Below are 23,168 nucleotides of genomic sequence, written 5' to 3' on the forward strand. Positions count from 1 at the left end.
TTTTTGCGGCGCGGCCACGGGACCCCAGGCAACAAAAAAGAAAGGACCATTCATATGGTCAGTCTCGGCGGCATAGCCCGCAAGTTGTTTGGTTCCGCCAATGATCGCCGCGTGCGCGGCTACACGGGTCGGGTGGATGCCATCAACGCTCTTGAAGCCGAAATGAAGGCCATGTCGGATGAGGCGCTAGCAGCCAAGACGGTGGAATTCCGCAGGCAGCTGGAAGAGGGCAAGACGCTCGATGACCTCCTGGTTCCGGCCTTCGCCGTCGTGCGCGAAGCTGCTCGCCGCGTCCTCGGTCTGCGTCCATTTGACGTCCAGCTCATCGGCGGCATGATCCTCCACGAACGTGCTATCGCCGAAATGAAGACCGGTGAAGGCAAGACCCTCGTCGCGACCCTCCCCGTCTACCTCAATGCACTTGCCGGCAAGGGCGTGCACGTCGTTACCGTCAACGACTACCTCGCCCAGCGCGACGCCGGCACCATGGGCCGCGTTTACAGCTTCCTCGGCATGACGACCGGCGTCATCGTCCACGGTCTGACCGACGAGCAACGCCGTGACGCCTACGCCTGCGACATCACCTACGCGACCAACAACGAGCTCGGCTTCGACTATCTGCGCGACAACATGAAGTACGAACGCGGACAGATGGTCCAGCGCGGTCACTTCTTCGCCATCGTCGACGAAGTGGACTCGATCCTGGTCGACGAAGCGCGCACGCCGCTGATCATCTCCGGTCCGCTCGACGACCGCTCCGATCTCTACAACACGATCAACGATTTCATCCCGCTGCTTTCGCCCGAGGACTACGAAATCGACGAGAAGCAGCGCTCCGCCAACTTCTCGGAAGATGGCACGGAGAAGCTCGAGAACCTGCTGCGTCAGGCGGGTCTCTTGAAGGGTGAATCGCTCTACGACATCGAAAACGTCGCGATCGTCCATCACGTCAACAACGCATTGAAAGCCCACAAGCTCTTCACCCGCGACAAGGACTACATCGTCCGCAACGGCGAGATCGTCATCATCGACGAGTTTACCGGCCGCATGATGCCGGGACGGCGCTATTCCGAAGGCCAGCATCAGGCGCTCGAAGCCAAGGAAAAGGTGCAGATCCAGCCCGAGAACCAGACCCTCGCCTCGATCACCTTCCAGAACTACTTCCGCATGTATTCCAAGCTCGGCGGCATGACCGGTACGGCGGCAACCGAAGCGGAAGAGTTCGGCAACATCTACGGCCTCGAAGTGGTCGAAGTGCCGACCAACCTGCCGATCAAGCGGATCGACGAGGACGACGAGGTCTATCGTACGCAGGGCGAAAAGCTGAAAGCCATCATCGACGAGATCAAGTCGGCGCATGAGCGCGGCCAGCCGATGCTGGTCGGTACGACCTCGATCGAAAAGTCAGAACAGCTTGCGGATCTCCTCAAGAAGTCCGGATTCGGTAAGTTCCAGGTCCTGAACGCCCGCTATCACGAGCAGGAAGCCTTCATCGTCGCCCAGGCCGGCGTGCCGGGTGCGGTCACGATCGCCACCAACATGGCCGGTCGTGGTACCGACATTCAGCTCGGCGGCAACGTCGACATGCGCATCCAGCAGGAGCTTGCCGACGTCGAGCCCGGTCCGGAGCGCGACCAGCGCATCGAAGCGATCCGCGCCGAAGTGCAGAAGCTGAAGGAGCAGGCGCTTGCTGCCGGCGGCCTCTATGTCCTCGCGACCGAGCGTCACGAGAGCCGCCGCATCGACAACCAGCTTCGCGGCCGTTCCGGCCGTCAGGGCGACCCGGGCCGTTCGAAGTTCTACCTTTCGCTCCAGGACGACCTGATGCGCATCTTCGGCTCTGACCGCATGGACAGCATGCTGCAGAAGCTGGGCCTCAAGGAAGGCGAGGCGATCGTCCATCCCTGGATCAACAAGGCGCTCGAGCGCGCCCAGAAGAAGGTCGAAGCACGCAACTTCGACATCCGCAAGAACCTCCTGAAATACGACGACGTTCTCAACGATCAGCGCAAGGTGATCTTCGAGCAGCGCATTGAGCTGATGGATGCCGAAAACGTCACGGAAACCGTGACCGACATGCGCACCGAAGTCATCGAGGACATGGTCAGCAAGCGCATCCCGGAGCGCGCCTATGCCGAGCAGTGGGACGTCGAGGGTCTGAAGGCCGATGTGCAGCAATACCTCAATCTCGACCTGCCGGTCGTCGAATGGGCTGCCGAGGAGGGCATTGACGAGGCCGATATTCTCGAGCGCGTCACCGCCGCTGCCGAGAAGGAAGCGGCAGATCGCGCCGAACGCTTCGGCCTCGAGATCATGCAATATGTCGAACGCTCGGTCGTGCTGCAGACGCTCGACCATCTCTGGCGCGAGCATATCGTCAATCTCGACCACCTGCGCTCGGTCATCGGCTTCCGCGGCTATGCACAGCGCGATCCGTTGCAGGAATACAAGTCCGAGGCCTTCGAACTGTTCCAGGCTCTGCTCGGCAACCTGCGCCAGGCAGTAACCGCACAACTCATGCGCGTCGAACTGGTGCGCGAAGCAGCCGAAGCGCCGCAGCCGGCACCGCCGGTCATGCACGGCCACCATATCGACCCGCTGACCGGCGAAGACGATTTCGGTGGCGGCGCTGGAACACTTCTGGCCCCCGCACCCGTGCAACGCGATGCGAACGATCCGTCGACTTGGGGCAAGGTCTCGCGCAACGAGCTCTGCCCCTGTGGGTCCGGCAAGAAGTACAAGCACTGCCACGGCGTCTACGAGGCATAAGCGAGACGAAGGGATAGCTTGGGGGTTTCCGCCCGCGCCCATGCCCTTTTGCAGAAATGCCGCCTTCGGGCGGCATTTTCGTTTCCGCTTACTCGCTTTTCAAGGCGCGGAAGTGCGCAGCAGTCTATCGAAACTCAAAGCGCAAGCAGTTGATCTGAAGGACAGCGACGCCCTTAACGATCGAACGACTTGGCGTAGGCGATCAGGTTTTCGAGCGCGTCAATGCCTGTGCTATTGATGTGGCGGCGACCGAGCGTGGCGTTGATGCGGAAGGCGAGCTCCTCGGCATCGGCCGTTTTCAGATCAGAAAGCCGCTCGATGCCGATCTCCTCGAGATAGCCGATCATGCGCGGGCCGATCGATTTCGCTCGCATCATCCGCTCACGCTCACCATCGCTTATCGGCATGGCCTCGTCTCGCCAACACAACCGTGCTGAACCGTTTGTTAACGCTGTTCTGGCAGTAGTGAAACCCTGTATTGCGTAATCTCAGGGTGTTCTCGTGTTCATGGCGGTATGTCAAACGGCCGGACGAATGCTGCCGTCGGCGATGAGGCACCGCCTGTCCGCGATGATCGGTGCAGTTGCTGCCATCTTGACCGGCTCCGACATGAAGAACACGGCTCGCCGCATGGCGCTCGTCGCCTTCACGGTTCGCATCCTCAGCGCAGCCATCGCTTTCCTGTCGCAGATCATCCTGGCCCGGATGATGGGCGAGTTCGAATACGGCATCTTCGTCTTCGTCTGGGTCCTGGTGATCCTCTTCGGCAGCCTCTCCTGCGTCGGCTTCCATTCCGTCGTGATCCGCTTCCTGCCGGAGTATCAGGCGACTGCTGCGCTCGACGAAATCCGTGGCGTGACGACGGCAGTGCGTGTTTTCGCCCTCACCTCCGCCACCGCGGTCGCGGTCGTCGGCTTGCTCGGCATCTGGCTCTTTTCAGAGCGCATCGAGGCCTATTATCTCGTGCCGCTCCATCTCGGCCTCTTCACCCTGCCGATGATCGCCCTTGGCGACGTCATGGACGGAACGTCGCGGGCCCATGGCTGGGCGTTCTCCGCCATGAGCCCCACCTTCATCATTCGCCCGCTGCTGGTCCTCGCCTTCATGGTGGCCGCGGTCTCGGCGGGCGCGCCGCACACGGCGCAAACGGCCATGGTCGCGGCCATGGCCGCCGCCTATGTCACCACCGTGTCGCAGTTCCTCGTGCTGACCTATCGTCTCCGCTCGCGCTACGTGGTAGGGCCGCGGCGGATCGAGCTTGGGCGCTGGCTCCGGGTTTCGATCCCCATTTTCCTGGTCGATGGTTTCGGTTTTCTGCTGACCAATTCCGACGTCGTGATCGTCGGCCTCTATCTCGATCCCGATGATGTCGCGATCTATTTCGCCGCCGCCAAGACCATGGCGCTGGTGCACTTCGTCATGTTCGCCGTCAAGGCGGCGGCAGGCCCCCGCGTTTCGAACGCCATGGCCCGTGACCGCAGGCAACTCGCGGGTATCGCGATCGAAAGCGCGCGTTGGGCCTTCTGGCCGTCGCTGCTGGTCGGCGTGCTGGTCCTGCTCGCGGGCCCGTTCCTGCTCTCGCTCTTCGGGCCGGCCTTCGTCACCGGCATGCCCTTGATGATGATCCTCTTCGGCGGCATTCTCGCCAAGGCCTTCGTCGGGCCGGCGGAAACGCTTCTGACCATGGCGGGCCAGCAGACGCTCTGCGTGATCCTCTACGCCGGCGCGCTGGTCGCCAACATCGCACTCAACCTCAGCCTCATTCCTCTCCTCGGACTGACCGGCGCCGCTCTTGCAACCGCAGGTGCAATGTTCGTCGAGGCGACGTTGCTGCATATCGCCGTCCGGCTTACCTTCGGCTTCGCGCTCTTCGCCTTCGCGAGCGTGCGGGCCGGCAATGATAACAACGGGACTGTCCATCCATGATCGGCAATACCAATCTTCCGAGCGATGCAAACAGCCGGGCCGCCCGAGTCCTTGGCGGGCTGGCGCAATCTGGCGATGCAGGCCCGACCGCGGAACATATGATCGAGGTCGGCCGCCCTGGACGCCATCTCGCCATCTACCCGGCGAAGGCCGGCTACGATTTGCAGCGCGAGCTCGACTTCCTGTCGAACCGGGCCCTGGAACCGAACGTTTTCTTCACCGGGCGCTTTCTTGCTCCCGCGATGCCCCGTCTCGAAGACCGGGTGATCCGCCTCGCGATCATGCGTGACAACGATGAACGCCGCAGCCGGCTGCGGTTTCTGATGCCGTTCTCGATCGAAAAGCCAGGCTTCTCGATCGGCGCGCCAATCATTCGCGCCTGGTCGAACCCTTTCGGTCCGCTCGGCGTCCCGCTGCTTGACGCAGAGGATGCGGCCGAAACCATCGACAACCTGTTCGAAGCCTTCGCTGCTCCGTCGACCGGCCTGCCCTCGGTGCTCGTTCTTCCCGATATGCGCCTCAACGGCAAGGTGGCCCGCCTCACGCGCGCCGTCGCCATCGGCCGCAACCTGCCGCTGACGGTAACGGACACCTACAGCCGCCCCATGCTCGAAAGCCTGCTCGACGGGCCGACCTATCTGCGCAACGCCATCAGCCCGGCGCATTTCCGCGAGCTGCGGCGGCAGTGGAACAACCTGGAAAAACAGGGCGCGCTGAACTATTCCGTCGCCCGCCAACCCGCCGAGATCCGCCTGCGCATGGAGGAATTCCTGGCGCTCGAAGCGTCCGGATGGAAAGGAAAGGGTCGCAGCGCCATGGTGCTCGACCGGTTCCGTGCGGCCTTTGCCCGCGAGGCGATCACCAATCTTGCCGACGGCGACAGCGTTCGCATCCACACGCTCGACCTCGATGGCCGGGCGATCGCATCCATGGTGGTGTTCCTGATGTCGGGCGAGGCCTATACCTGGAAGACGGCCTATGATGAACGCTATGCCAAGTTCTCCCCGGGTAAGCTGCTGCTGGCCGAGCTGACGGAATGGCACCTCGACGATGCCAACATCGCCCGCTCCGATTCCTGCGCCGTGCCGGATCACCCGGTCATGAGCCGTTTCTGGCAGGAGCGCGAGGAGATGGGCACGCTGGTCATCGGGCTGCAGCAGACCCGTGACCGCGAAGTGCGCCAGGTCGCAGCCCAGCTTCATCTCTACCGCAACACCCGCAACATGGCGCGCATGCTGCGCGACAAGATCAAGGCACTGGCCGGGCGCTAAATTGAGAGCCGTTCCGGCCGAGCCGCGCGACCGCTCGCGGCCTCAGCCGCCGCGGGCCTCTGCTGCCGCCCGTTCACGCAGGAACCGTCTGATAACCTTGCCCGAGGTCGTCAGCGGCAGGCTGTCGACGAAGGCGATTTCGCGCGGATACTCATGCATCGACAGCCGGGTCTTCACCCACTCGCGAATGGAGGTCGCAACCCGCTCGTCACCGTCCACGCCCGGCCGCAGGACGACATAGGCCTTGACGATCTCCGTGCGAACCGGATCGGGTTTGCCAACGGCAGCGGCCAGTTGCACATCCGGGTGACCGGCAAGGCAATCCTCGATTTCGCCGGGGCCGATGCGGTAACCCGACGAGGTGATGACGTCATCATCGCGGCCGAAGAAGGTGAAATACCCTTCCTCGTCCATCACGCCCTGGTCGCCCGTCGTCATCCAGTCGCCGATGAACTTCTTCTCGGTCGCCGCCTCGTTGCCCCAATAGCCGAGGAACATCACCGGATCCGGCCGCTTCACCGCCACCTGGCCGACACTGCCGGGCGGCAGTTCGTGCCCCTCGCCGTCGATGATCGCCACCCGGTGGCCGGGTGCCGCCTTGCCCATCGATCCAGGTTTGACGACGCCGAGATCGGCTGCCGAGGAGATGACGATGTTGCACTCGGTCTGGCCGTAGAACTCGCTCACTTCGAGGCCGAGCGCTGCCTTCGCCCATTCATAGGTTTCGCGGCCGAGAGATTCCCCGGCCGAACCGATGGTCCGGAGATTGAGGCGGTAGCACTCGCGCGGCTTCTCCACCGCCTTCATCAGCCGGAGCGCCGTCGGCGGAATGAAGGCGTTGCGCACGTCCATCTCTTCCAAGATCCGAAACGCCGTATGCGGATCGAACTTCTGCGCCGGCGACGACACGACGGGCACGCCATGCAGCAGCGACGGCAAAAGCGCATTGAGCAGCCCTCCCGCCCAGGCCCAGTCCGCCGGCGTCCACATCCGGTCGCCAGGCTGCGGCAGGAAGTGATGATGGAACTCGAAGCCCGGAAGATGGCCGAGCAGCACACGGTGTCCATGCAGCGCGCCCTTCGGCGGGCCCGTGGTGCCCGAGGTGTAGATCATCAAAGCCGGATCGTCCGGACCGGTATCCGCCGGCACGAAGCCAACGGGATCACGCGAGGCAAGCGAAGAAAGGGCGATCGTACCTGGCTGCGGCTGATCTTCCGCCAGCACCACCAGACGCAGCTCCGGCAACCGATCCCGGATTGCGGCCACGCGCTCGAAGCCAAAGTTGTTGGTGACAACAGCCGAAACACCGGCGTCACGCAGCCGGTATTCGAGCGCCTCGACACCGAAGAGCAGCGCCAGCGGCAGCGCGATGGCGCCGAGCTTGTAGATCCCTGCATGGGCGATTGCCGCCTCGAACCCTTGCGGCAGCAGGATCGCGACGCGCTCGCCGGGCGCAATGCCCTCGCCTGAGAGCCCTTGCGCGAAGGCGGAGGATTGCCCGGCGAATTCGCCATAGGTCAGCACCCGATGGGCGCCATCGGGGTCGAAATGCTCAAGACAGACGCGCTCCGGCTCCCGTGCGGCCCAAGCGTCGCTGACCGCCACGCCGATATTGAACTTGTCCGGGATCTGCCAGCGAAAGGCGCGGTAGAGTTCGTCGTAGGTCTCGATTTTCGGTAACATGACGCTGCCATGACAGATTTGTGCTGCAGCGCACCTAACACTTTCGCGCGCGGCTGTTCAATGACCGCTGCGGCGTCCCGGCATGTCGGACCGACGATGGATGTGAAGAAAGTGTATTGTGGTGGTGCCCCATGCCGGGGTCGAACCAGCACTCCTTTCGGAACTCGATTTTGAGTCGAGCGCGTCTACCAATTCCGCCAATGGGGCTCAGGGAAATGCGATATCAGCGGCTCGGATTTACACGAAGGATTTCGCGATGGTCAACCATCATTTTCAATATGCGACGCGGACAATCACGAAAGCGTGCGGACCTGTCGCGGCCACCGCGATTTACAGCGCGCGCGATCCTGCCTAAGAAGACGCCATCCAGTTTGCACTGCGGCAAGTGCCGGTTTCCATAGGCCTGCCGCCCGCGAGGTATAGATGATCGACGCCGCCACCCAATCCCGCCAGCATCTGCTGATCGCCATTGTCGTGACCCTCGGCATGGCGGCAACCGTCGGCGGGGCGCTCGGCTTCGAGCATATTGGCGGCTATATCCCCTGCGCGCTCTGCCTGCTGCAGCGCGATCCCTACTACTGGGGCATTCCGGTCGGCATCCTCGCCATCATCACCAGCGCGCTGAAACTGCCCGTGTGGCTGACGCGCACGCTGCTTGCCATCGTCGGCATCCTGATGCTCGTCGGCGCCGGCATGGGCGTCTATCACGCGGGCGCGGAATGGCACTTCTGGGAAGGCCCGTCCACCTGCGCCACGACGGCGCAGGGCGTGTCGTCCAATGTCGGCGACCTGCTCGGCGACCTCGATTCGAAGCATGGCCCGTCCTGCACGGAAGCCGCATTGCGGGTGCTCGGCCTTTCCTTCGCCGGGTGGAACGTGATCGCCAGCCTGATCCTCGCAGCGATCGCGCTTCGCGGCGCTGCAAGGGCGCGCTGATCCCGGGTCGCTCCAGGAAAAACGGACACGACGTGACAACCCGACGAGGGGTTGGCGAACGCACGCACCTGCCCTGATCCCGCTCCGGGGCTTGATCCGGCAAGAAGGCACGAACAGCGTCAGGGCTGCAGTTCGACGTCCCAGTAGAGATAGTCCATCCAGCTTTCATGCAGATGGTTCGGCGGAAAGAGCCGGCCGTTGTTGTGCAGGTCCTGTACCGTCGGCTGGTAGGGCCTCTGGTGCGGGAACATGCCGGCCTGCTTCGGCAGCTTGCTGCCCTTGCGCAGATTGCAGGGAGAGCAGGCTGCGACGACGTTGTCCCATGTCGTCTGGCCGCCGTGAGCGCGGGGCACCACGTGATCGAAGGTGAGATCGTCGGGCGAACCGCAATACTGGCATTCGAATTTATCGCGCAGGAACACGTTGAACCGGGTGAAGGCCGGGTGGCGCGAGGGCTGCACGTAGCTCTTGAGGCAAACAACGCTCGGCAGTCGCATCGAGAAGCTCGGAGACGACACCGAATGTTCGTACTCGGCAAGGATGTTTACGCGGTCAAGGAAGACGGCCTTGATCGCGTCCTGCCAGGACCAAAGCGACAAGGGGTAGTAACTCAGCGGCCGATAGTCAGCGTTCAAGACGAGCGCTGGTAAGGCCTGTGGTGAGACTGCAATCGTCAAGCGTATTCTCCTGATCGATTCGGCATCTGCACCTTCTATATTAGGCCCGTTGCAACAGGATTGTGAAGCCGGAAAGAAAAATGCGCTCGCTGGATTCGCTTTTTCCTTCAAGGTGTCACAGGAACAGCATCGCGGCGCATTTCCTGTGCGTAATAGGCCCAGAAGAGCCGCGCAGCGACGCTACGCCAGGGCGACCAGGAGGCGGCGAGCGAATCAATTTCGCGTGCGGTCGGGCGCAATTCGAGGCCCAGTCCGTGGCCGATCGCGTTCTGGAGCGCCACGTCGCCGGAGGGGAAGACGTCCGGATGGCCGGCGCAAAACAAGAGATAGACCTCCGCCGTCCAGCGTCCCACGCCCTTGATCGCGGTCAGATCCCGGATCGCCTCGGTCGCTTCGGCGTCGCAGATCGCATCGAGATCGATCTCGCCTCCGACCACCACGTCGGCGACGCGACGCAGCGCATCCGCCTTGGCGCGTGAAAGCCCGATTGCGCGGCAGTCCTCATCGCTGAGCGAAATCACCCCGGATGCCGTGACCTCGCCGAGCCTCTCCTCCATCCGTCGCCAGATCGCCGCGGCACTCGCCTTCGAGACCATCTGCGACACGATGATGCTGGCAAGGCCGCGATAGCCCGGATCGGTTCGCCGGAGCGGCACCGGCCCGGCCTTGGCGACCACGTGCTCCAGACGCGCATCCAGCATCACCAGACCGGAAAGCCCGGCCTCGATATCCTCATGTGTCCGGATGATCCGCATGATGCCTCCACAAAGCGGATGATTTTTATACCGCTTCCATGGCAAAGGGAAAGGATGCCAGACACGCCACCCGTCTTCCGCTTTGCCCCCAGCCCGAACGGCCTGCTTCACCTCGGCCATGCGCTCTCCGCGGTGCTGAACCACGACATGGCGAAGGCCACGAACGGCCGCTTCCTGCTGCGCATCGAGGATATCGACCAGACCCGTTGCCGTCCGGAATTCGAGGCCGCGATCTCCAGGGATCTCGCCTGGCTCGGCCTGGACTGGGAGCGCCCCGTGCGCCGCCAGTCGGACCACCTCGATGCCTATGCGTCAGCGCTCGAACGGCTGAACGAGCTCGGCGTGGTCTATCCCTCGGTCATGACCCGCGGCGAGATCAAGGCGGCCGTCGCCGAGGTCGAGGCGGACGGCCGGACCTGGCCGCGCGATCCGGACGGCAGCCCGCTCTATCCCGGTCGCGAACGCATCTGTTCGGCGAGCGAGCGAGCAGACTCGCTCGCAAGCGGCAGAGCCTATGCCTGGCGGCTCGACATGCAGAAGGCGATCAGCCTCCTCGGAGGCACCCCCCTCACCTGGGACGAGAGCGGCGCCGGCCCAATGGGCGAAGCCGGCGTCATTCTGGCCAACCCTGCCGCCTGGGGCGACGTCATCCTGTCGCGCTCCGATGCACCGTCGAGCTACCATCTGTCCGTCGTCGTCGATGATGCGCTTCAGGGCGTCACCCATGTCGTGCGCGGCCGCGATCTCTATCACGCTACCTCCGTGCACCGGCTGCTGCAGCGGCTTCTGGACCTGCCGCAGCCGCTTTATCACCACCACCGTCTGATCCTCGGACCGGATGGCCGCAAGCTGTCCAAGAGCAACCAGGATACCGGCATAGCGGCATTCCGCGCCGCCGGCCGCACTCCCGAAGAGGTCCGGGCATTAATCGTCTAGATCCTGTTCTTCGCGAACGGCCTCGTTTCCATTGCGGAACTGAAAGCTCCGCCGCACCATACGCTTGACCCTGTATTTCAGGATCGCGGCATTGATCTCGGCGCCGATGATGAAGATGGCCGCGATCATGTAGAGGAACACGAGCACGATCATGATCGACGCCAGGCCCGCATAGGTCGAGACATAGGTGGCGAAGGTCGCGAGATAGGAAGCGAAGGCGTAGGCGCCGATCGTCCAGCAGACGAGCGTCAGCACGATGCCGGGGAGCACGTCGACCACCTTGCGGTGGCCATCGGGCAGCCAGAGATGCGACACCAGAAGTCCACCAGTCAAAACGACCAGGGCGAGCGGCAGGCTCCAGTTGTCGACGGTTGCCAGCACGCCGCCGAACCATGGCCACCATTCGCCGGCGTAACGCACCGCCAGCGGCACCGCGACCAAGAGGATGCTGAGCGCCGCCAGGATCAGCACGCCGGCGAGCACGAAGCCAAGGCTCGCAAGCCGGGTCACGTACCAGTAGCGGCTCTCGCTGACACGATAGGCGCGGTTCAGCGAGACGCGCAGCGCCTCCACGCCGTTGGAGGCGAAATAGGCCGCGGCAAGAACGGAAACGGTCAAAAGCCCACCGCGCGGGATCGTCAGCACCCGCACGATCTCGTCGGCGACAGGCTTGGCGATCGATTCCGGCCAGGCGTCGAATATGAGGTGCACGGCCGTTTCGGCGAACTGATCGGCGCCGAGAAAGCTACCAAGCGCGGTACCGAAGATCAGAAAGGGAAAGACGGCAAGCAGCGACGACAGAGCCACATGGCTTGCCATCGCCCAACCGTCATCGAGGCTGAAATGCCAGAGCGCATCGAATACGACTTTCCAGGTGATGCGTATGAATGCTGGCATCCACTCCAATCCTAAAGGGCCCCGAGACCGCACATTCCCGCGCCGCCGTCCCGGTACCGTTTCCTTGGCTTGACACGATCGCAATGGCGACAACGCTGGCGGGTTCCGGCTTGCGCAATTCAATTGTATCCCGCCGATGAATATGGGAAACGGAGGCAGGATTTCTACAGGAATCGATCGGATGACTGATCGCCCCACAATCATTGTCACCGGATGTTCATCCGGGATCGGCGCCTATTGCGCGCGCGCGCTCCATGCCGATGGCTGGCGGGTCTTTGCCACCGTGCGTCGGGAAGAAGACCGCCAGTCCCTTGAGGCCGAAGGCATCGAAACCTTCCTGATGGACTATACCAAGCCGGAAACCATTGCCGCCCTGGCCGACACGGTGCTCGCGCTTTCCAGCGGACGGATCGACGCGCTGTTCAACAACGGCGCCTATGGCCAGGCGGGTGCCGTCGAGGACCTGCCGACCGAAGCGCTTCGGCTCCAACTCGAAACCAACGTCATCGGCTGGCACGACCTGACGCGGCGGGTGATCCCGGCCATGCGGGCGCGCGGCAGCGGCCGCATCGTGCAGTGCTCCTCCATCCTCGGCATCGTGCCCTATCGCTGGCGTGGCGCCTACAACGCCTCCAAGTTTGCGATCGAGGGGCTGTCGCTCACCCTCAAGATGGAACTTGCCGGCAGCGGCATCGAGGTGAGCCTCATCGAGCCCGGGCCGATCGCCTCCAAGTTCACGACCAATGCGATCGCCTATATCGAGCGCTTTATCGATCTCAAGAATTCGGTGCACCGCGTCGAATACGAACGACAGATGCGGCGCCTCAGGGGCGAGAGCAAACCCGCCTCCGGCAAGCTCGGCCCCGATGCGGTTTATGCGGTTTTGAAGCACGCGCTGACAGCAAAGAAACCCAAACCGCACTATATTGTAACAAGGCCCGCCAGGCAGGGCGCGCTTCTGAAAAAACTCCTGCCGGCTGCATTGTTTTATCGCATCATCGGCCGACTTGGCTGAAGTAGAATTGCAAGGAAGAGTTCGATGTCCAGCTTCTTTACCGGCCTGACCCTGTTCATCATGGGCTTGGTCGTGATCGTCCTGATCCGTGGTCTCGTGAACATGGCGAAGGGCGGCAGCGGCAACACCTCCAACAAGCTGATGCAGGCACGCGTGCTGTTGCAGGCGATCGCGATCGTCCTGATCATGGTGACGCTGTGGCTCACCGGCGGCGGTCGACCGACCTAAATGACGCAATTCCGGACGGAAAGCCGTTCCACACCTTTCCTGGAATTGCCCGACCTGGGTGACGCAATTCCGGACGGAAAGCCGTTCCACACCTTTCCTGGAATTGCTCTAGAGGATCGTGACGATAGATGGTGAAGCTCAACAAGATCTACACCCGGACGGGTGACAATGGCACCACCGGGCTCGTCGCCGGCCCGCGCCGCCTCAAGAGCGACCTCAGGGTCGACGCCTATGGCGCGGTCGATGAGACCAATGCCTTCGTCGGCCTGGCGCGACAGCACACGGCCGATATCTCCGCACTCGACGACGCGCTGATGCGGATCCAGAACGACCTCTTCGATCTCGGTGCCGATCTCGCGACGCCGGATACGGGCGAGCCGCCGCAATATGAGCCGCTCCGCATCGTGGCGGCGCAGGTGACCTGGCTCGAGACGGAAATCGACCGGCTGAATGCCGAACTCGAACCCTTGCGTTCCTTCGTGCTTCCGGCCGGCAGCCCCGCTTCCGCCGCGCTGCATGTCGCCCGCACCGTCGCGCGGCGGGCCGAGCGGCAGATGGTGGCGCTCGCCAATGTCGAAGGCGAGATCGTCAGTGCCGAAGCGATCGCCTATATCAACCGGCTCTCCGATTTCCTGTTCGTCGCGGCGCGCTCGGCAAATGACAAAGGTCAAGCCGACGTCCTTTGGATTCCCGGAAAAAACAGATAACGTCCGCTTCGACATCGTTCCCCCGACCAGGATGGGAACCGTGGCATGATCCGCGCTTCGGGAGACCGCATGTTCATACCGCTTCACGATACGAACACCCTGAAGCACATCAAGGTCCAGTACGTCACGATCAGCCTGATCGCCGTCAACATCGCCGTCTGGCTGGTCACCGGCCCGATCGCCTCGGAGGAGTTCGCCAACGCGGCCATCCTCGGCTTCGGCTATATCCCGGCGCTCATCTTCGACTATGCCCAACTCGACCCTTCGCTGGTCATCGTTCCCGACGGCTTCACCTTCGTCACCTATTCCTTCCTGCATGGCGACTTCATGCATCTCGCGATGAACATGCTGTTTCTGTGGGTGTTCGGCGACAATGTCGAGGACGCGCTCGGGCATTTTCGCTACCTCGTCTTCTATCTCCTCTGCGCCGCCGCAGGAGCGCTTGCCCATGGGCTTTTCGACCCGGCCTCCGAAGCACCGCTGATCGGCGCATCCGGCGCGATCTCGGGCGTGGTTGCCGCCTATTTCCTGCTGCATCCGAAGGTGCGGGTCTGGGTTCTGGTGTTCTTCCGCATCCCGCTGCCCCTGCCAGCCGCCATTCCGCTGGCCTTCTGGATCGGCCAGCAGTTCTTCATGCTGGTCGTCGATCCCGGCAGCGGCGTTTCCTGGAGCGCCCATGTCGGCGGCATAATCGCCGGCCTCGTCCTGGTGGTCATTTTGCGACGCCGCGATGTGCCGCTTTTCGACCGCACCCTCGTCACGCCACGCGCCGTCCGGCACAAGGCTGAACCCATTACGGCCGGACGACAGCCGCCTGCGGATGCGACAAAACCGCCGATGCCCTGGGGGCGCCAGACCTGAGTCCGCCCTCGCCGCTCCCACTCGTTCGGCGCGGATCGGGCGCCATTTCAAGGACTTGCCTGACATTGACCCTGCCTTGACGACCCGCAGGCGACCGGCCCCGGAAGCCGCTTGCCATCCGCTTATCTTACGTGTACGTAAACGTAATTCCAATTCTCGGGGTTATATCGATTTAGCGCCATGCACAGCGATTGTAATTGGAGAAAAAACGCGTATCGATGTCGCCAACCGACAATCAGGCGGCTCCGTTAAGGCGCATTTTCCTGCGAAAGCTCTTGGAGGGAAAAATCCATGAAAATACTTGTGACGGTGAAGCGGGTGGTTGACTACAACGTCAAGATCCGCGTGAAGGCAGACGGTTCGGGCGTCGAGCTTGCGAACGTGAAGATGTCGATGAACCCGTTCGACGAGATCTCGGTCGAAGAGGCGCTGCGATTGAAGGAAGCCGGCAAGGCGAGTGAAGTCGTCGTCGTTTCCGTCGGTCCGGCCAAGGCCGAAGAGACGCTCAGGACCGCGCTCGCCATGGGCGCCGACCGCGCCATCCTCGTCGAGACCGAAGACCAGGTCGAGCCGCTCGCCGTCGCCAAGATCGTCAAGGGTGTCGCCGAGGCCGAACAGCCGGGCCTGATCATCGTCGGCAAGCAGGCAATCGACGACGACTCGAACCAAACCGGCCAGATGCTGTCGGCCCTCTTGGGCTGGGCGCAGGGGACGTTCGCCTCCAAGGTCGAGATCGGCGACGGCAAGGCAACCGTCACCCGTGAAGTCGACGGCGGCCTGCAGACGATCGACATCAAGCTGCCGGCGGTGGTCACCACCGACCTGCGCCTCAACGAGCCGCGCTACGCCTCGCTGCCGAACATCATGAAGGCGAAGAAGAAGCCGCTCGACAAGAAGTCGCCGGCCGACTTCGGCGTCGACACTTCAGCCCGCCTCAAGGTGCTGAAGACCGAGGAACCGTCGGGCCGCAAGGCCGGCATCAAGGTCAAGTCGGTCGCCGAGCTCGTCGAAAAGCTTAAGACCGAAGCCGGCGTGCTCTGAGTTTCATGCGTCCGGAAAGTGGGAACCGGTTTCCGGACAAACGCATGAACCACGCGACAATCCTGGAGCTCCGGTCCGGAACGGACCGTTGAGCTCAAACCAAAGGGAGATTAAATCATGGCCATTCTTCTTCTGGCTGACCACGACAGCAACCACCTTTCCGACCAGACCGCCAAGGCGCTGACCGCTGCCGCCAAGATTGGCGGCGACGTGCATGTGCTGGTCGCCGGCAGCGGCGCCAAGGCGGCCGCCGAACAGGCCGCCAAGCTCGCCGGCGTCGCCAAGGTGCTCGTCGCCGACGACGCCTCGCTTGCCAACAACCTCGCCGAGCCGCTGGCGGCGCTGATCGTCTCGCTCGCCGGCAGCTACGACACGATCGTTGCGGCCGCGACCTCGGTCGGCAAGAACGTCATGCCGCGCGTCGCCGCCCTGCTCGACGTCTCTCAGGTCTCGGAAATCATCGAGGTCGTCTCCGCCGACACCTTCAAGCGGCCGATCTATGCCGGCAACGCCATCCAGACGGTGCAGACGACGGAAGCCAAGCGCGTCATCACCGTGCGCACCGCCGCCTTCGCTTCCGCTGCCGAAGGCGGTTCGGCGGCGATCGAAACTGTTTCGGCGGCGGCCAACCCGGGCGTTTCCTCCTTCGTCGCCGACGCGCTGTCGTCGTCCGACCGCCCGGAGCTGACCTCGGCAAAGATCATCATCTCCGGCGGCCGCGCCCTCGGTTCCTCGGAGAAGTTCCAGGAAGTGATCCTGCCGGTCGCCGACAAGCTCGGCGCCGCCGTCGGCGCATCGCGTGCCGCGGTCGATGCCGGTTATGCCCCGAACGACTGGCAGGTCGGCCAGACCGGCAAGGTGGTCGCACCCGATCTCTACATCGCCTGCGGCATCTCCGGAGCGATCCAGCACCTTGCCGGCATGAAGGACTCGAAGGTCATCGTCGCGATCAACAAGGACGAGGAGGCGCCGATCTTCCAGGTCGCCGACTACGGCCTCGTCGCCGATCTCTTCGACGCCCTGCCGGAGTTGCAGAAGGCCCTGTAGCCCACGGCAAGATCCGCCCGCCGCCGCCCATGAAAAGGGCTGGCAAAAGCGCGGACTTGGCATTAACAATCTACCGGGCCGGCCAAACCGGCCCGGTTTGCGTGTCTGAGGCGGCCTTGCCGCCCACTCTTGAAGATGGATGTTCGCCGCAATGATCAAGACGGTCGGAGTTATTGGTGCCGGGCAAATGGGCTGCGGCATTGCGCATGTTTCGGCAATGGCCGGATACAAGGTGCAGATCTACGATCTTGCCGCTGAACGGATCGAAGCGGGCCTTGCCACCATCAACGGCAACCTCGCCCGCCAGGTATCCTCGGGCAAGATGACAGACGAGGCGCGCAAGGCGGCGCTTGCGTTGATCAAGGGCTCCTCCGACATCAACGACCTGTCGCAGGCCGACCTGGTGATCGAAGCCGTCACCGAAGACGAAACGATCAAGCGCAAGATCTACGGCCAGGTATGTCCGATCCTCAAGCCGGAGGCAATTCTGGCGACCAACACCTCTTCTCTGTCGATCACCCGCCTGGCCTCGGCCACCGATCGCCCCGAGCATTTCATGGGCATCCACTTCATGAACCCGGTTCCGGTCATGAAGCTCGTGGAGCTCGTGCGCGGCATCGCCACTGACGAGCAGACCTTCAAGACCGCCAAGGAATTCGTCGCGACGCTCGACAAGACCGTGACGGTCGCCGAAGATTTCCCGGCCTTCATCGTCAACCGCATCCTGCTGCCGATGATCAACGAGGCGATCTATACGCTTTACGAAGGCGTCGGCAGCGTCGAGGCCATCGACACAGCCATGAAGCTTGGCGCCAACCATCCGATGGGCCCGCTGCAGCTTGCCGACTTCATCGGTCTCGATACCTGCCTGTCGATCATGCAGGTGCTCTATGACGGCCTGGCGGATTCGAAGTATCGCCCCTGCCCGCTTCTGGTGAAATATGTCGAAGCCGGCTGGCTCGGCCGCAAGTCTGGCCGCGGCTTCTACGATTACCGCGGCGAAGTCCCGGTTCCGACCCGGTAAGTCCTGTACCCAGGAGGCATTTCAATGGGGAATGCCAGCTCTGCTTGGGACTAACTCGACTCTGAATACATCTTCCGAAGAAAATGCCCGCAGCGATGGTAGTATAATCTAAAGAAGGTGCCGTTACCCTCTCCCAACCAAGCGGGAGAGAGAGAATGGGTACGCAAACCATATCCGCGATAGCAGCGCGGTCGGTGCCCTCATTGTTGAATGCGAGGGCGTGGCGATTCGCATTGATCCTCGGTGTGGCGCCCAATCTGGCAATGCTTCTGGTCTTGCCGTTCTACGTAGCCGCGCGACCGCTTTCACCACTCCTCTACGTATTTGCAGGCCCACTTGCGCTGCGCGCCGGACCTGCACTGTCCTACCTTCTATTCCCACTCATTGCCGTCGCCGATTTGAGCCTCGTGGCCATGGCGGCGTTCCATCTGCCGTTCGGTACTGCGATCCAGTCCATGCGCTACATGGCGTCTCTGGATCTCACCTCATCGGTCTTCTACCTCGTGGTGCTCGGCTTCTTTGTCGCCAACGGCGTTGCAATCGCCTGCCTCGTGAACCGCAATCGGCAGGCCTTGCAGGGCGCAATGGTGCTGCCAGCGGTTCTGGTTGCAATCGGCGTGGCGTCGTTTGAGCACCATATCAACCGCCCTTTCCTCAAGCAGCCCGCTCAATCATTCGAAAGCGCGTTCTCGATCAACAACTTCGACGCCGCAGCCATAGCGGACGGTGGTCGCAATGTGCTGTTCGTCATGGTGGAGGGGCTTGGTGCGTTCTCTAACCCCGCGCATGCTGCAATTCTCTCGCATCGCCTGCAGCCGGCGCTCGATACCGGGCGCTACAAGCTTTCGAGCGGTCTCAGCAATTTCGAGGGTTCGACGACCGGGGCTGAATCCCGCGAACTCTGTGGGCAATGGGGTGATCATACGGATTATCTTGACCAGACCGCCTATGACTGCCTCCCGGCCGCACTGGCTGATCGCGGCTACCGCACCATCTCCTATCACGGCTTTTCTCAACGGATGTTCGAACGGGAGACGTGGTATCCACGAATTGGTTTTCAGGAATTGCACTTCCTCGAAGAGTCTGACGAGCACCGATGGTAGGTTTCGCCGGCGCTGCGGCAGCGTGTTTGCGGGCCTGTGCGACAAGGATGTCGCGGACGCCATCCGCGACCGGCTGACGGAACAACCGGCCGAGCGGAAATTCTTGTACTGGCTGACGCTGAATTCTCACATACCTTACGTACGTAAGCAGGAAGGCGAACTAAAGTGCGGCAGCGATGCAGCCGCGATAGCGAGCACGCAAGTCTGCGAGTTGACCGAGTTGTGGGCCGACGTCTTTGACAGCGTCGCAACGATCGCCAAGGACCCGGCCTTGCCGCCGACCGATATCTTCATCGTCGGCGACCATACCACGCCACTATGGAATCGTGCAGCGGCAGCGCATTTCACACCCCGCAAGGTTCAGTGGTACCTGTTGCGTGACAATCGGGGCGTATCCGACAGAGGTTGACCCTACCCCCCAATGGCTGCCGTGATCAGCGCCTTGGCGTCGTCGCTGTCCCAGGCAGCCGGGCCATTCATCGAGCCGATGAGGCAGCCCTTGTCGTCTAGCAGCAGCGTTGCCGGCAGGCCGAAGGCGAGACCTTCCTTCTTCATGTTGTTGAACACGCCCATAGACGCATCGCGATAATAGCCAAGCTCGTGCACGGCGGTCTCGTCGAGAAACGCCTTCGGCTTCTCGTCGTCGCCGACGTCGATATTGATCGCCACCACTTCGAACTTGTCGCTGCCGAGCGATTTCTGCAGCGCATTCAGCGCCGGCATTTCCTCGCGGCAGGGTACGCACCAGGTGGCCCAGAGATTGACGAGCAGGGTCTTGCCAGCAAAGGCCGAGACAGTCGTCGGCTTGCCGTCGGGACCGTTGAAGTCGAGCGCGATCGGCCGCGGTGACGACGCCGGCGCCATGGCGGCCACCTGCCCCTTCATGAATGGCGTCAGCGATGCGACCTTGGCCGATGTCAGCGGGCAGCCGGCGCTGGCCGTTTCGGTCTCCTCGCCATTGCCAGACCCGGTCTCCTTCACGTATACCGCTGCCGCACCGATGATCACGCCGAACAGGGCGGCGAGCGCGAACAGTTTCACGGCCGGGGGGGATTTCTTCTGGTCGGGCATTTCATTCTCCAAGGCGGGCATTCTTCATGACTGACGGCAATTCCGAGACGAAATCCTCCAACCAGATGTGGGGCGGTCGCTTTGCCTCGGGTCCGGACGCGATCATGGAGGAGATAAATGCCTCGATCGGCTTCGACAAGAAGCTCTATGCCCAGGACATCCGCGGCTCAATAGCGCATGCGACCATGCTGGCGCATCAAGGCATCATTTCGGCTGAAGACAAAGACAAGATCGTTCACGGTCTCAACACGATCCTGTCAGAAATCGAAAGCGGCCAGTTCGAGTTCTCGCGCCGCCTCGAAGACATCCATATGAACATCGAAGCGCGGCTCGCGACGCTGATTGGCCCCTCGGCCGGCCGCCTGCACACCGCCCGCTCGCGCAACGACCAGGTAGCGCTCGACTTCCGCCTCTGGGTCAAGGAGGAGCTGCAGAAGACCGAGAAGGCACTGACCGCGCTGATCGCCGCCTTCCTCGACCGCGCCGAGGAACATGCCGACACCGTCATGCCCGGCTTCACCCATCTGCAGACGGCGCAGCCCGTCACCTTCGGCCACCATTGCATGGCCTATGTCGAAATGTTCGGCCGCGACCGCTCGCGCGTGCGCCACGCTATCGAGCATATGGACGAAAGCCCGATCGGTGCCGCGGCACTGGCCGGCACCGGCTTCCCGATCGACCGGCACATGACCGCCAAGGCGCTCGGCTTCGCCGGCCCGACGCGCAACTCGATCGATACCGTCTCCGACCGCGACTTCGCGCTCGAATTCCTGTCGATGGCATCGATCGCCGCCACGCACCTGTCGCGCCTCGCCGAAGAGATCGTCATCTGGTCGACGCCGCAATTCGGCTTCATCCGCCTGTCGGATGCGTTTTCGACCGGCTCGTCGATCATGCCGCAGAAGAAGAACCCCGACGCCGCGGAACTGGTGCGCGCCAAAACCGGCCGCATCAACGGTTCGCTGATCGCGCTGCTGACGGTCATGAAGGGCCTGCCGCTCGCCTATTCCAAGGACATGCAGGAAGACAAGGAACAGGTCTTCGACGCCGCCGAAAGCCTCGAACTGGCGATTGCCGCCATGACCGGCATGGTGCGCGACATGACTGTTCGCACCGACCGCATGAAGGCGGCCGCCGGCTCCGGCTATTCGACCGCGACCGATCTTGCCGACTGGCTGGTGCGTGAGGCGGGATTGCCCTTCCGTGACGCTCACCACGTCACCGGCCGCGCCGTCGCGCTTGCTGAACAGAAGGCCTGCGATCTGGCGGATCTTTCGCTTGCCGACCTGCAGTCGATCCATGCCGATATCACCGAGAAGGTCTTCGACGTGCTGACCGTCGAGGCCTCGGTTGCCAGCCGTACCTCTTTCGGCGGCACGGCCCCCAACGAGGTTCGCAAGCAGATCGCCTGGTGGCGCGCCCGCAACTGAGGGACGGACGAAGCTGCGGGCGGTTTCCGCCCGCAAATTCAGGGTGCACAAGCGCCGGAAAAATCGATAAGACATCGCACCAGCATCAGTCCCGCGAAGGAAAATCACGATGACATTCACGAAGGCGGCCCGGCTTGCGCTCCTGCTGGCGATCCCCGGGCTGGTTCTTGTCGGTTGCGGACGCAAGGGTGATCTCGACCGCCCCGGTTCGACGGCGCCGATCAACACCAAGGCGCCCGCCGGAACCGTGGAGCAGAAGGAAAAGCCGGACGATCGCCCTTTCCTGCTCGATCCCCTCCTCTAGTTGAAATTACGCAATTCCAGATGGAAAACCGCTTCACATTTTCCCGGAATTGCTCAAAGCCGAGCTGCAGCCCGTGAACCACTTCCAGTATCGCGACGGAATCCTCTACGCAGAAGACGTGCCGGTCACCGACATCGCGCGCGCCGTCGGCACACCCTTCTATTGCTATTCGACCGCCACGCTCGAGCGCCACTACACGGTCTTTTCAAAGGCCTTCGCCGATGTGGACGCGATGGTCTGCTATGCCATGAAGGCGAACTCGAACCAGGCAGTGCTGAAGACGCTCGGTCGCCTCGGCGCCGGCGTCGACGTCGTCTCCGGCGGCGAATTGCGCCGCGCGCTTGCCGCCGGCATTCCCGCAAGCCGGATCATGTTCTCCGGCGTCGGCAAGACGCCGCAGGAGATGGATCTGGCGCTGGACGCCGGCATCTATTGCTTCAACGTCGAATCCGAGCCGGAACTCGAGGTGCTGAACCAGCGTGCCGTGCGCGCCGGCAAGCGCGCCCACGTTTCCTTCCGCATCAATCCGGACGTCGACGCCAAGACCCACGCCAAGATTTCCACGGGCAAGAAGGAAAACAAGTTCGGCATTTCCTGGGAGCGTGCGCGCGCCGTCTATGCCCACGCCGCCACCCTGCCCGGCATTGAGGTGACCGGTATCGACATGCATATCGGCAGCCAGATCACCGAGCTGCAGCCCTTCGACGACGCCTTCAAGCTCCTGCGTGAACTGGTCGATACGCTGCGCTCCGACGGCCATTCGATCGACCATGTCGACATCGGCGGGGGCTTGGGCATTCCCTACAAGGACGACAACAACCCGCCGCCGCTGCCGGACGCCTATGCCGAAATCGTCAAGAGCCAATTGCAATCGCTCGGCTGCAAGATCGTCACCGAACCGGGCCGGCTGATCGTCGGCAATGCCGGTATCCTCGTGACCGAAGTGATCTACGTGAAGGATGGCGGCGACAAGACTTTCGTCATCGTCGACGGCGCGATGAACGACCTCATCCGCCCGACGCTTTACGAGGCCTATCACGAGATTCGCCCTGTTCGCATCTCTGCCGCCAATGCCCCGCGCATCCGGGCCGACGTCGTCGGGCCGGTCTGCGAAACCGGCGATTATCTGGCGCTCGATCGCGAGATGGCGATGCCGAAGCCCGGCGATCTCTTCGCGATCAGCTCGGCGGGTGCCTACGGCGCCGTCCAGGCCAGCACCTACAATTCCCGTCTGCTGATCCCCGAAGTTCTGGTCAAGGGCGACCGCTTCCACGTGGTTCGCCCGCGCCAGGATTACGATGCCCTGATCGGCCTCGATTCGGTTCCGGACTGGCTCGCCTGAGGCACTCCGCACCAACGACGACAATCTGTGGTCGCCACTCGGGCGATCACGATTCTGTTTGCGCCCTCGTCTTCGCCACAAACGATGGTATCCTGAACGCCAGCGGGCTAAGCGAAGCTGCGTGCCGTTTCCAGCCGCATCTCGC

Annotated in this window: 23 protein-coding genes and 1 tRNA gene; 17 read left to right on the plus strand and 7 right to left on the minus strand. The window is 62.8% G+C overall.

Going from position 1 to position 23,168, the window contains the following annotated elements; genetic code table 11:
* Nucleotides 1–54: 54 nt before the first annotated feature.
* Nucleotides 55–2,769, plus strand: coding sequence for a preprotein translocase subunit SecA (secA, locus tag AC1Z3V_RS13495; RefSeq protein ID WP_483499715.1), 2,715 nt, complete (start codon nt 55–57; stop codon nt 2,767–2,769).
* A gap of 173 nt (nt 2,770–2,942) precedes the next feature.
* Here the strand turns inward: secA and AC1Z3V_RS13500 are convergent, their stop codons facing one another.
* On the minus strand, nt 2,943–3,176 hold the full coding sequence (locus tag AC1Z3V_RS13500) for a hypothetical protein (protein ID WP_483499716.1): 234 nt from the start codon (nt 3,174–3,176) through the stop codon (nt 2,943–2,945).
* Between the two features lie 127 nt (nt 3,177–3,303).
* On the opposite strand from AC1Z3V_RS13500, the gene AC1Z3V_RS13505 reads away from it, so the two are divergent.
* Together AC1Z3V_RS13505 and AC1Z3V_RS13510 are read left to right on the plus strand one after the other, a co-directional pair.
* Nucleotides 3,304–4,695: a lipopolysaccharide biosynthesis protein gene (locus AC1Z3V_RS13505; RefSeq protein WP_483499718.1), complete on the plus strand. Its 1,392-nt coding sequence runs from the start codon at nt 3,304–3,306 to the stop codon at nt 4,693–4,695.
* A complete protein-coding gene (locus AC1Z3V_RS13510) occupies nt 4,692–5,966 on the plus strand; it encodes a GNAT family N-acetyltransferase (RefSeq protein WP_429820698.1) in 1,275 nt (424 codons plus the stop codon). The genes AC1Z3V_RS13505 and AC1Z3V_RS13510 overlap by 4 nt, the downstream gene beginning before the upstream one ends.
* A gap of 42 nt (nt 5,967–6,008) precedes the next feature.
* Here AC1Z3V_RS13510 and AC1Z3V_RS13515 read toward each other — a convergent pair whose 3' ends face one another.
* A complete protein-coding gene (locus AC1Z3V_RS13515; protein WP_483499719.1) occupies nt 6,009–7,649 on the minus strand; it encodes an AMP-binding protein in 1,641 nt (546 codons plus the stop codon).
* Nucleotides 7,650–7,771: 122 nt separating this feature from the next.
* A tRNA-Leu gene (locus tag AC1Z3V_RS13520) sits at nt 7,772–7,856 on the minus strand.
* Nucleotides 7,857–8,072: 216 nt separating this feature from the next.
* On the opposite strand from AC1Z3V_RS13520, the gene AC1Z3V_RS13525 reads away from it, so the two are divergent.
* Complete coding sequence (locus tag AC1Z3V_RS13525; RefSeq protein ID WP_483499720.1) at nt 8,073–8,585, plus strand: disulfide bond formation protein B; 513 nt, start codon at nt 8,073–8,075, stop codon at nt 8,583–8,585.
* Nucleotides 8,586–8,704: 119 nt separating this feature from the next.
* On the opposite strand, the gene AC1Z3V_RS13530 is transcribed toward AC1Z3V_RS13525, so the two are convergent.
* Both AC1Z3V_RS13530 and AC1Z3V_RS13535 read right to left on the minus strand, forming a co-directional pair.
* Nucleotides 8,705–9,262, minus strand: coding sequence for an HNH endonuclease (locus tag AC1Z3V_RS13530; RefSeq protein ID WP_043623031.1), 558 nt, complete (start codon nt 9,260–9,262; stop codon nt 8,705–8,707).
* 107 nt (nt 9,263–9,369) lie between these two features.
* A complete protein-coding gene (locus AC1Z3V_RS13535; RefSeq protein WP_173520563.1) occupies nt 9,370–10,017 on the minus strand; it encodes a DNA-3-methyladenine glycosylase family protein in 648 nt (215 codons plus the stop codon).
* Nucleotides 10,018–10,071: 54 nt separating this feature from the next.
* Between AC1Z3V_RS13535 and gluQRS the strand changes: the two genes are divergently transcribed.
* Nucleotides 10,072–10,953 carry a tRNA glutamyl-Q(34) synthetase GluQRS gene (gene gluQRS / locus AC1Z3V_RS13540; RefSeq protein ID WP_483499721.1) on the plus strand — a complete coding sequence of 294 codons (882 nt, stop codon included), beginning with the start codon at nt 10,072–10,074 and terminating at the stop codon, nt 10,951–10,953.
* On the opposite strand, the gene AC1Z3V_RS13545 is transcribed toward gluQRS, so the two are convergent.
* Entirely contained in the window at nt 10,942–11,850 is a 909-nt protein-coding gene (locus tag AC1Z3V_RS13545; protein ID WP_429820708.1) for a YihY/virulence factor BrkB family protein, read from the minus strand. The genes gluQRS and AC1Z3V_RS13545 overlap by 12 nt on opposite strands.
* Nucleotides 11,851–12,031: 181 nt before the next feature.
* Between AC1Z3V_RS13545 and AC1Z3V_RS13550 the strand changes: the two genes are divergently transcribed.
* The 9 genes from AC1Z3V_RS13550 to AC1Z3V_RS13590 all read left to right on the plus strand — a co-directional run bounded on the left by AC1Z3V_RS13550 (nt 12,032) and on the right by AC1Z3V_RS13590 (nt 19,285).
* On the plus strand, nt 12,032–12,865 hold the full coding sequence (locus AC1Z3V_RS13550; protein ID WP_483499723.1) for an SDR family oxidoreductase: 834 nt from the start codon (nt 12,032–12,034) through the stop codon (nt 12,863–12,865).
* A gap of 24 nt (nt 12,866–12,889) precedes the next feature.
* Entirely contained in the window at nt 12,890–13,093 is a 204-nt protein-coding gene (locus AC1Z3V_RS13555) for a twin transmembrane helix small protein (protein WP_429820712.1), read from the plus strand.
* A gap of 128 nt (nt 13,094–13,221) precedes the next feature.
* Nucleotides 13,222–13,800: a cob(I)yrinic acid a,c-diamide adenosyltransferase gene (locus AC1Z3V_RS13560; RefSeq protein WP_429820714.1), complete on the plus strand. Its 579-nt coding sequence runs from the start codon at nt 13,222–13,224 to the stop codon at nt 13,798–13,800.
* A gap of 69 nt (nt 13,801–13,869) precedes the next feature.
* A complete protein-coding gene (locus AC1Z3V_RS13565) occupies nt 13,870–14,661 on the plus strand; it encodes a rhomboid family intramembrane serine protease (protein WP_483499725.1) in 792 nt (263 codons plus the stop codon).
* 291 nt (nt 14,662–14,952) lie between these two features.
* The gene (locus AC1Z3V_RS13570; protein WP_483499727.1) at nt 14,953–15,702 is read left to right on the plus strand and encodes an electron transfer flavoprotein subunit beta/FixA family protein; all 750 of its coding nucleotides are present in this window, start codon (nt 14,953–14,955) and stop codon (nt 15,700–15,702) included.
* A gap of 117 nt (nt 15,703–15,819) precedes the next feature.
* The gene (locus AC1Z3V_RS13575; protein WP_483499728.1) at nt 15,820–16,749 is read left to right on the plus strand and encodes an electron transfer flavoprotein subunit alpha/FixB family protein; all 930 of its coding nucleotides are present in this window, start codon (nt 15,820–15,822) and stop codon (nt 16,747–16,749) included.
* Between the two features lie 151 nt (nt 16,750–16,900).
* Nucleotides 16,901–17,773 (plus strand): 3-hydroxybutyryl-CoA dehydrogenase, encoded by an 873-nt coding sequence (locus AC1Z3V_RS13580; protein WP_429819951.1) that lies wholly within the window; start codon nt 16,901–16,903, stop codon nt 17,771–17,773.
* A gap of 155 nt (nt 17,774–17,928) precedes the next feature.
* Nucleotides 17,929–18,876 (plus strand): LTA synthase family protein, encoded by a 948-nt coding sequence (locus AC1Z3V_RS13585; RefSeq protein WP_483499730.1) that lies wholly within the window; start codon nt 17,929–17,931, stop codon nt 18,874–18,876.
* 22 nt (nt 18,877–18,898) lie between these two features.
* Nucleotides 18,899–19,285, plus strand: a complete 387-nt coding sequence (locus AC1Z3V_RS13590) for a hypothetical protein (RefSeq protein WP_483499732.1) — start codon at nt 18,899–18,901, stop codon at nt 19,283–19,285.
* Nucleotides 19,286–19,287: 2 nt separating this feature from the next.
* Here AC1Z3V_RS13590 and tlpA read toward each other — a convergent pair whose 3' ends face one another.
* Nucleotides 19,288–19,947 carry a thiol:disulfide interchange protein TlpA gene (gene tlpA / locus AC1Z3V_RS13595; protein ID WP_483499734.1) on the minus strand — a complete coding sequence of 220 codons (660 nt, stop codon included), beginning with the start codon at nt 19,945–19,947 and terminating at the stop codon, nt 19,288–19,290.
* 26 nt (nt 19,948–19,973) lie between these two features.
* On the opposite strand from tlpA, the gene argH reads away from it, so the two are divergent.
* From argH to lysA, 3 genes are all read left to right on the plus strand, one after another.
* Nucleotides 19,974–21,377, plus strand: a complete 1,404-nt coding sequence (argH, locus tag AC1Z3V_RS13600) for an argininosuccinate lyase (RefSeq protein WP_247960710.1) — start codon at nt 19,974–19,976, stop codon at nt 21,375–21,377.
* A gap of 109 nt (nt 21,378–21,486) precedes the next feature.
* A complete protein-coding gene (lptM, locus tag AC1Z3V_RS13605) occupies nt 21,487–21,681 on the plus strand; it encodes an LPS translocon maturation chaperone LptM (protein ID WP_057254769.1) in 195 nt (64 codons plus the stop codon).
* Nucleotides 21,682–21,754: 73 nt separating this feature from the next.
* On the plus strand, nt 21,755–23,023 hold the full coding sequence (lysA, locus tag AC1Z3V_RS13610; RefSeq protein WP_483499736.1) for a diaminopimelate decarboxylase: 1,269 nt from the start codon (nt 21,755–21,757) through the stop codon (nt 23,021–23,023).
* Nucleotides 23,024–23,168: the final 145 nt, after the last annotated feature.

The sequence above is a fragment of the Ensifer sp. 38_S197 genome (assembly GCF_056924495.1).

Coding starts and splice junctions, on each gene's coding strand:
- AC1Z3V_RS13500 (WP_483499716.1), bottom strand. CDS start 3,176: ATGCCGATAAGCGATGGTGAGCGTGAGCGGATGATGCGAGCGAAATCG.
- AC1Z3V_RS13585 (WP_483499730.1), top strand. CDS start 17,929: ATGGGTACGCAAACCATATCCGCGATAGCAGCGCGGTCGGTGCCCTCA.
- AC1Z3V_RS13525 (WP_483499720.1), top strand. CDS start 8,073: ATGATCGACGCCGCCACCCAATCCCGCCAGCATCTGCTGATCGCCATT.
- tlpA (WP_483499734.1), bottom strand. CDS start 19,947: ATGCCCGACCAGAAGAAATCCCCCCCGGCCGTGAAACTGTTCGCGCTC.
- AC1Z3V_RS13550 (WP_483499723.1), top strand. CDS start 12,032: ATGACTGATCGCCCCACAATCATTGTCACCGGATGTTCATCCGGGATC.
- AC1Z3V_RS13565 (WP_483499725.1), top strand. CDS start 13,870: ATGTTCATACCGCTTCACGATACGAACACCCTGAAGCACATCAAGGTC.
- AC1Z3V_RS13560 (WP_429820714.1), top strand. CDS start 13,222: ATGGTGAAGCTCAACAAGATCTACACCCGGACGGGTGACAATGGCACC.
- AC1Z3V_RS13535 (WP_173520563.1), bottom strand. CDS start 10,017: ATGCGGATCATCCGGACACATGAGGATATCGAGGCCGGGCTTTCCGGT.
- argH (WP_247960710.1), top strand. CDS start 19,974: ATGACTGACGGCAATTCCGAGACGAAATCCTCCAACCAGATGTGGGGC.
- AC1Z3V_RS13570 (WP_483499727.1), top strand. CDS start 14,953: ATGAAAATACTTGTGACGGTGAAGCGGGTGGTTGACTACAACGTCAAG.
- AC1Z3V_RS13505 (WP_483499718.1), top strand. CDS start 3,304: ATGCTGCCGTCGGCGATGAGGCACCGCCTGTCCGCGATGATCGGTGCA.
- AC1Z3V_RS13555 (WP_429820712.1), top strand. CDS start 12,890: ATGTCCAGCTTCTTTACCGGCCTGACCCTGTTCATCATGGGCTTGGTC.
- AC1Z3V_RS13545 (WP_429820708.1), bottom strand. CDS start 11,850: ATGCCAGCATTCATACGCATCACCTGGAAAGTCGTATTCGATGCGCTC.
- AC1Z3V_RS13580 (WP_429819951.1), top strand. CDS start 16,901: ATGATCAAGACGGTCGGAGTTATTGGTGCCGGGCAAATGGGCTGCGGC.
- gluQRS (WP_483499721.1), top strand. CDS start 10,072: ATGCCAGACACGCCACCCGTCTTCCGCTTTGCCCCCAGCCCGAACGGC.
- AC1Z3V_RS13510 (WP_429820698.1), top strand. CDS start 4,692: ATGATCGGCAATACCAATCTTCCGAGCGATGCAAACAGCCGGGCCGCC.
- secA (WP_483499715.1), top strand. CDS start 55: ATGGTCAGTCTCGGCGGCATAGCCCGCAAGTTGTTTGGTTCCGCCAAT.
- lptM (WP_057254769.1), top strand. CDS start 21,487: ATGACATTCACGAAGGCGGCCCGGCTTGCGCTCCTGCTGGCGATCCCC.
- AC1Z3V_RS13515 (WP_483499719.1), bottom strand. CDS start 7,649: ATGTTACCGAAAATCGAGACCTACGACGAACTCTACCGCGCCTTTCGC.
- AC1Z3V_RS13575 (WP_483499728.1), top strand. CDS start 15,820: ATGGCCATTCTTCTTCTGGCTGACCACGACAGCAACCACCTTTCCGAC.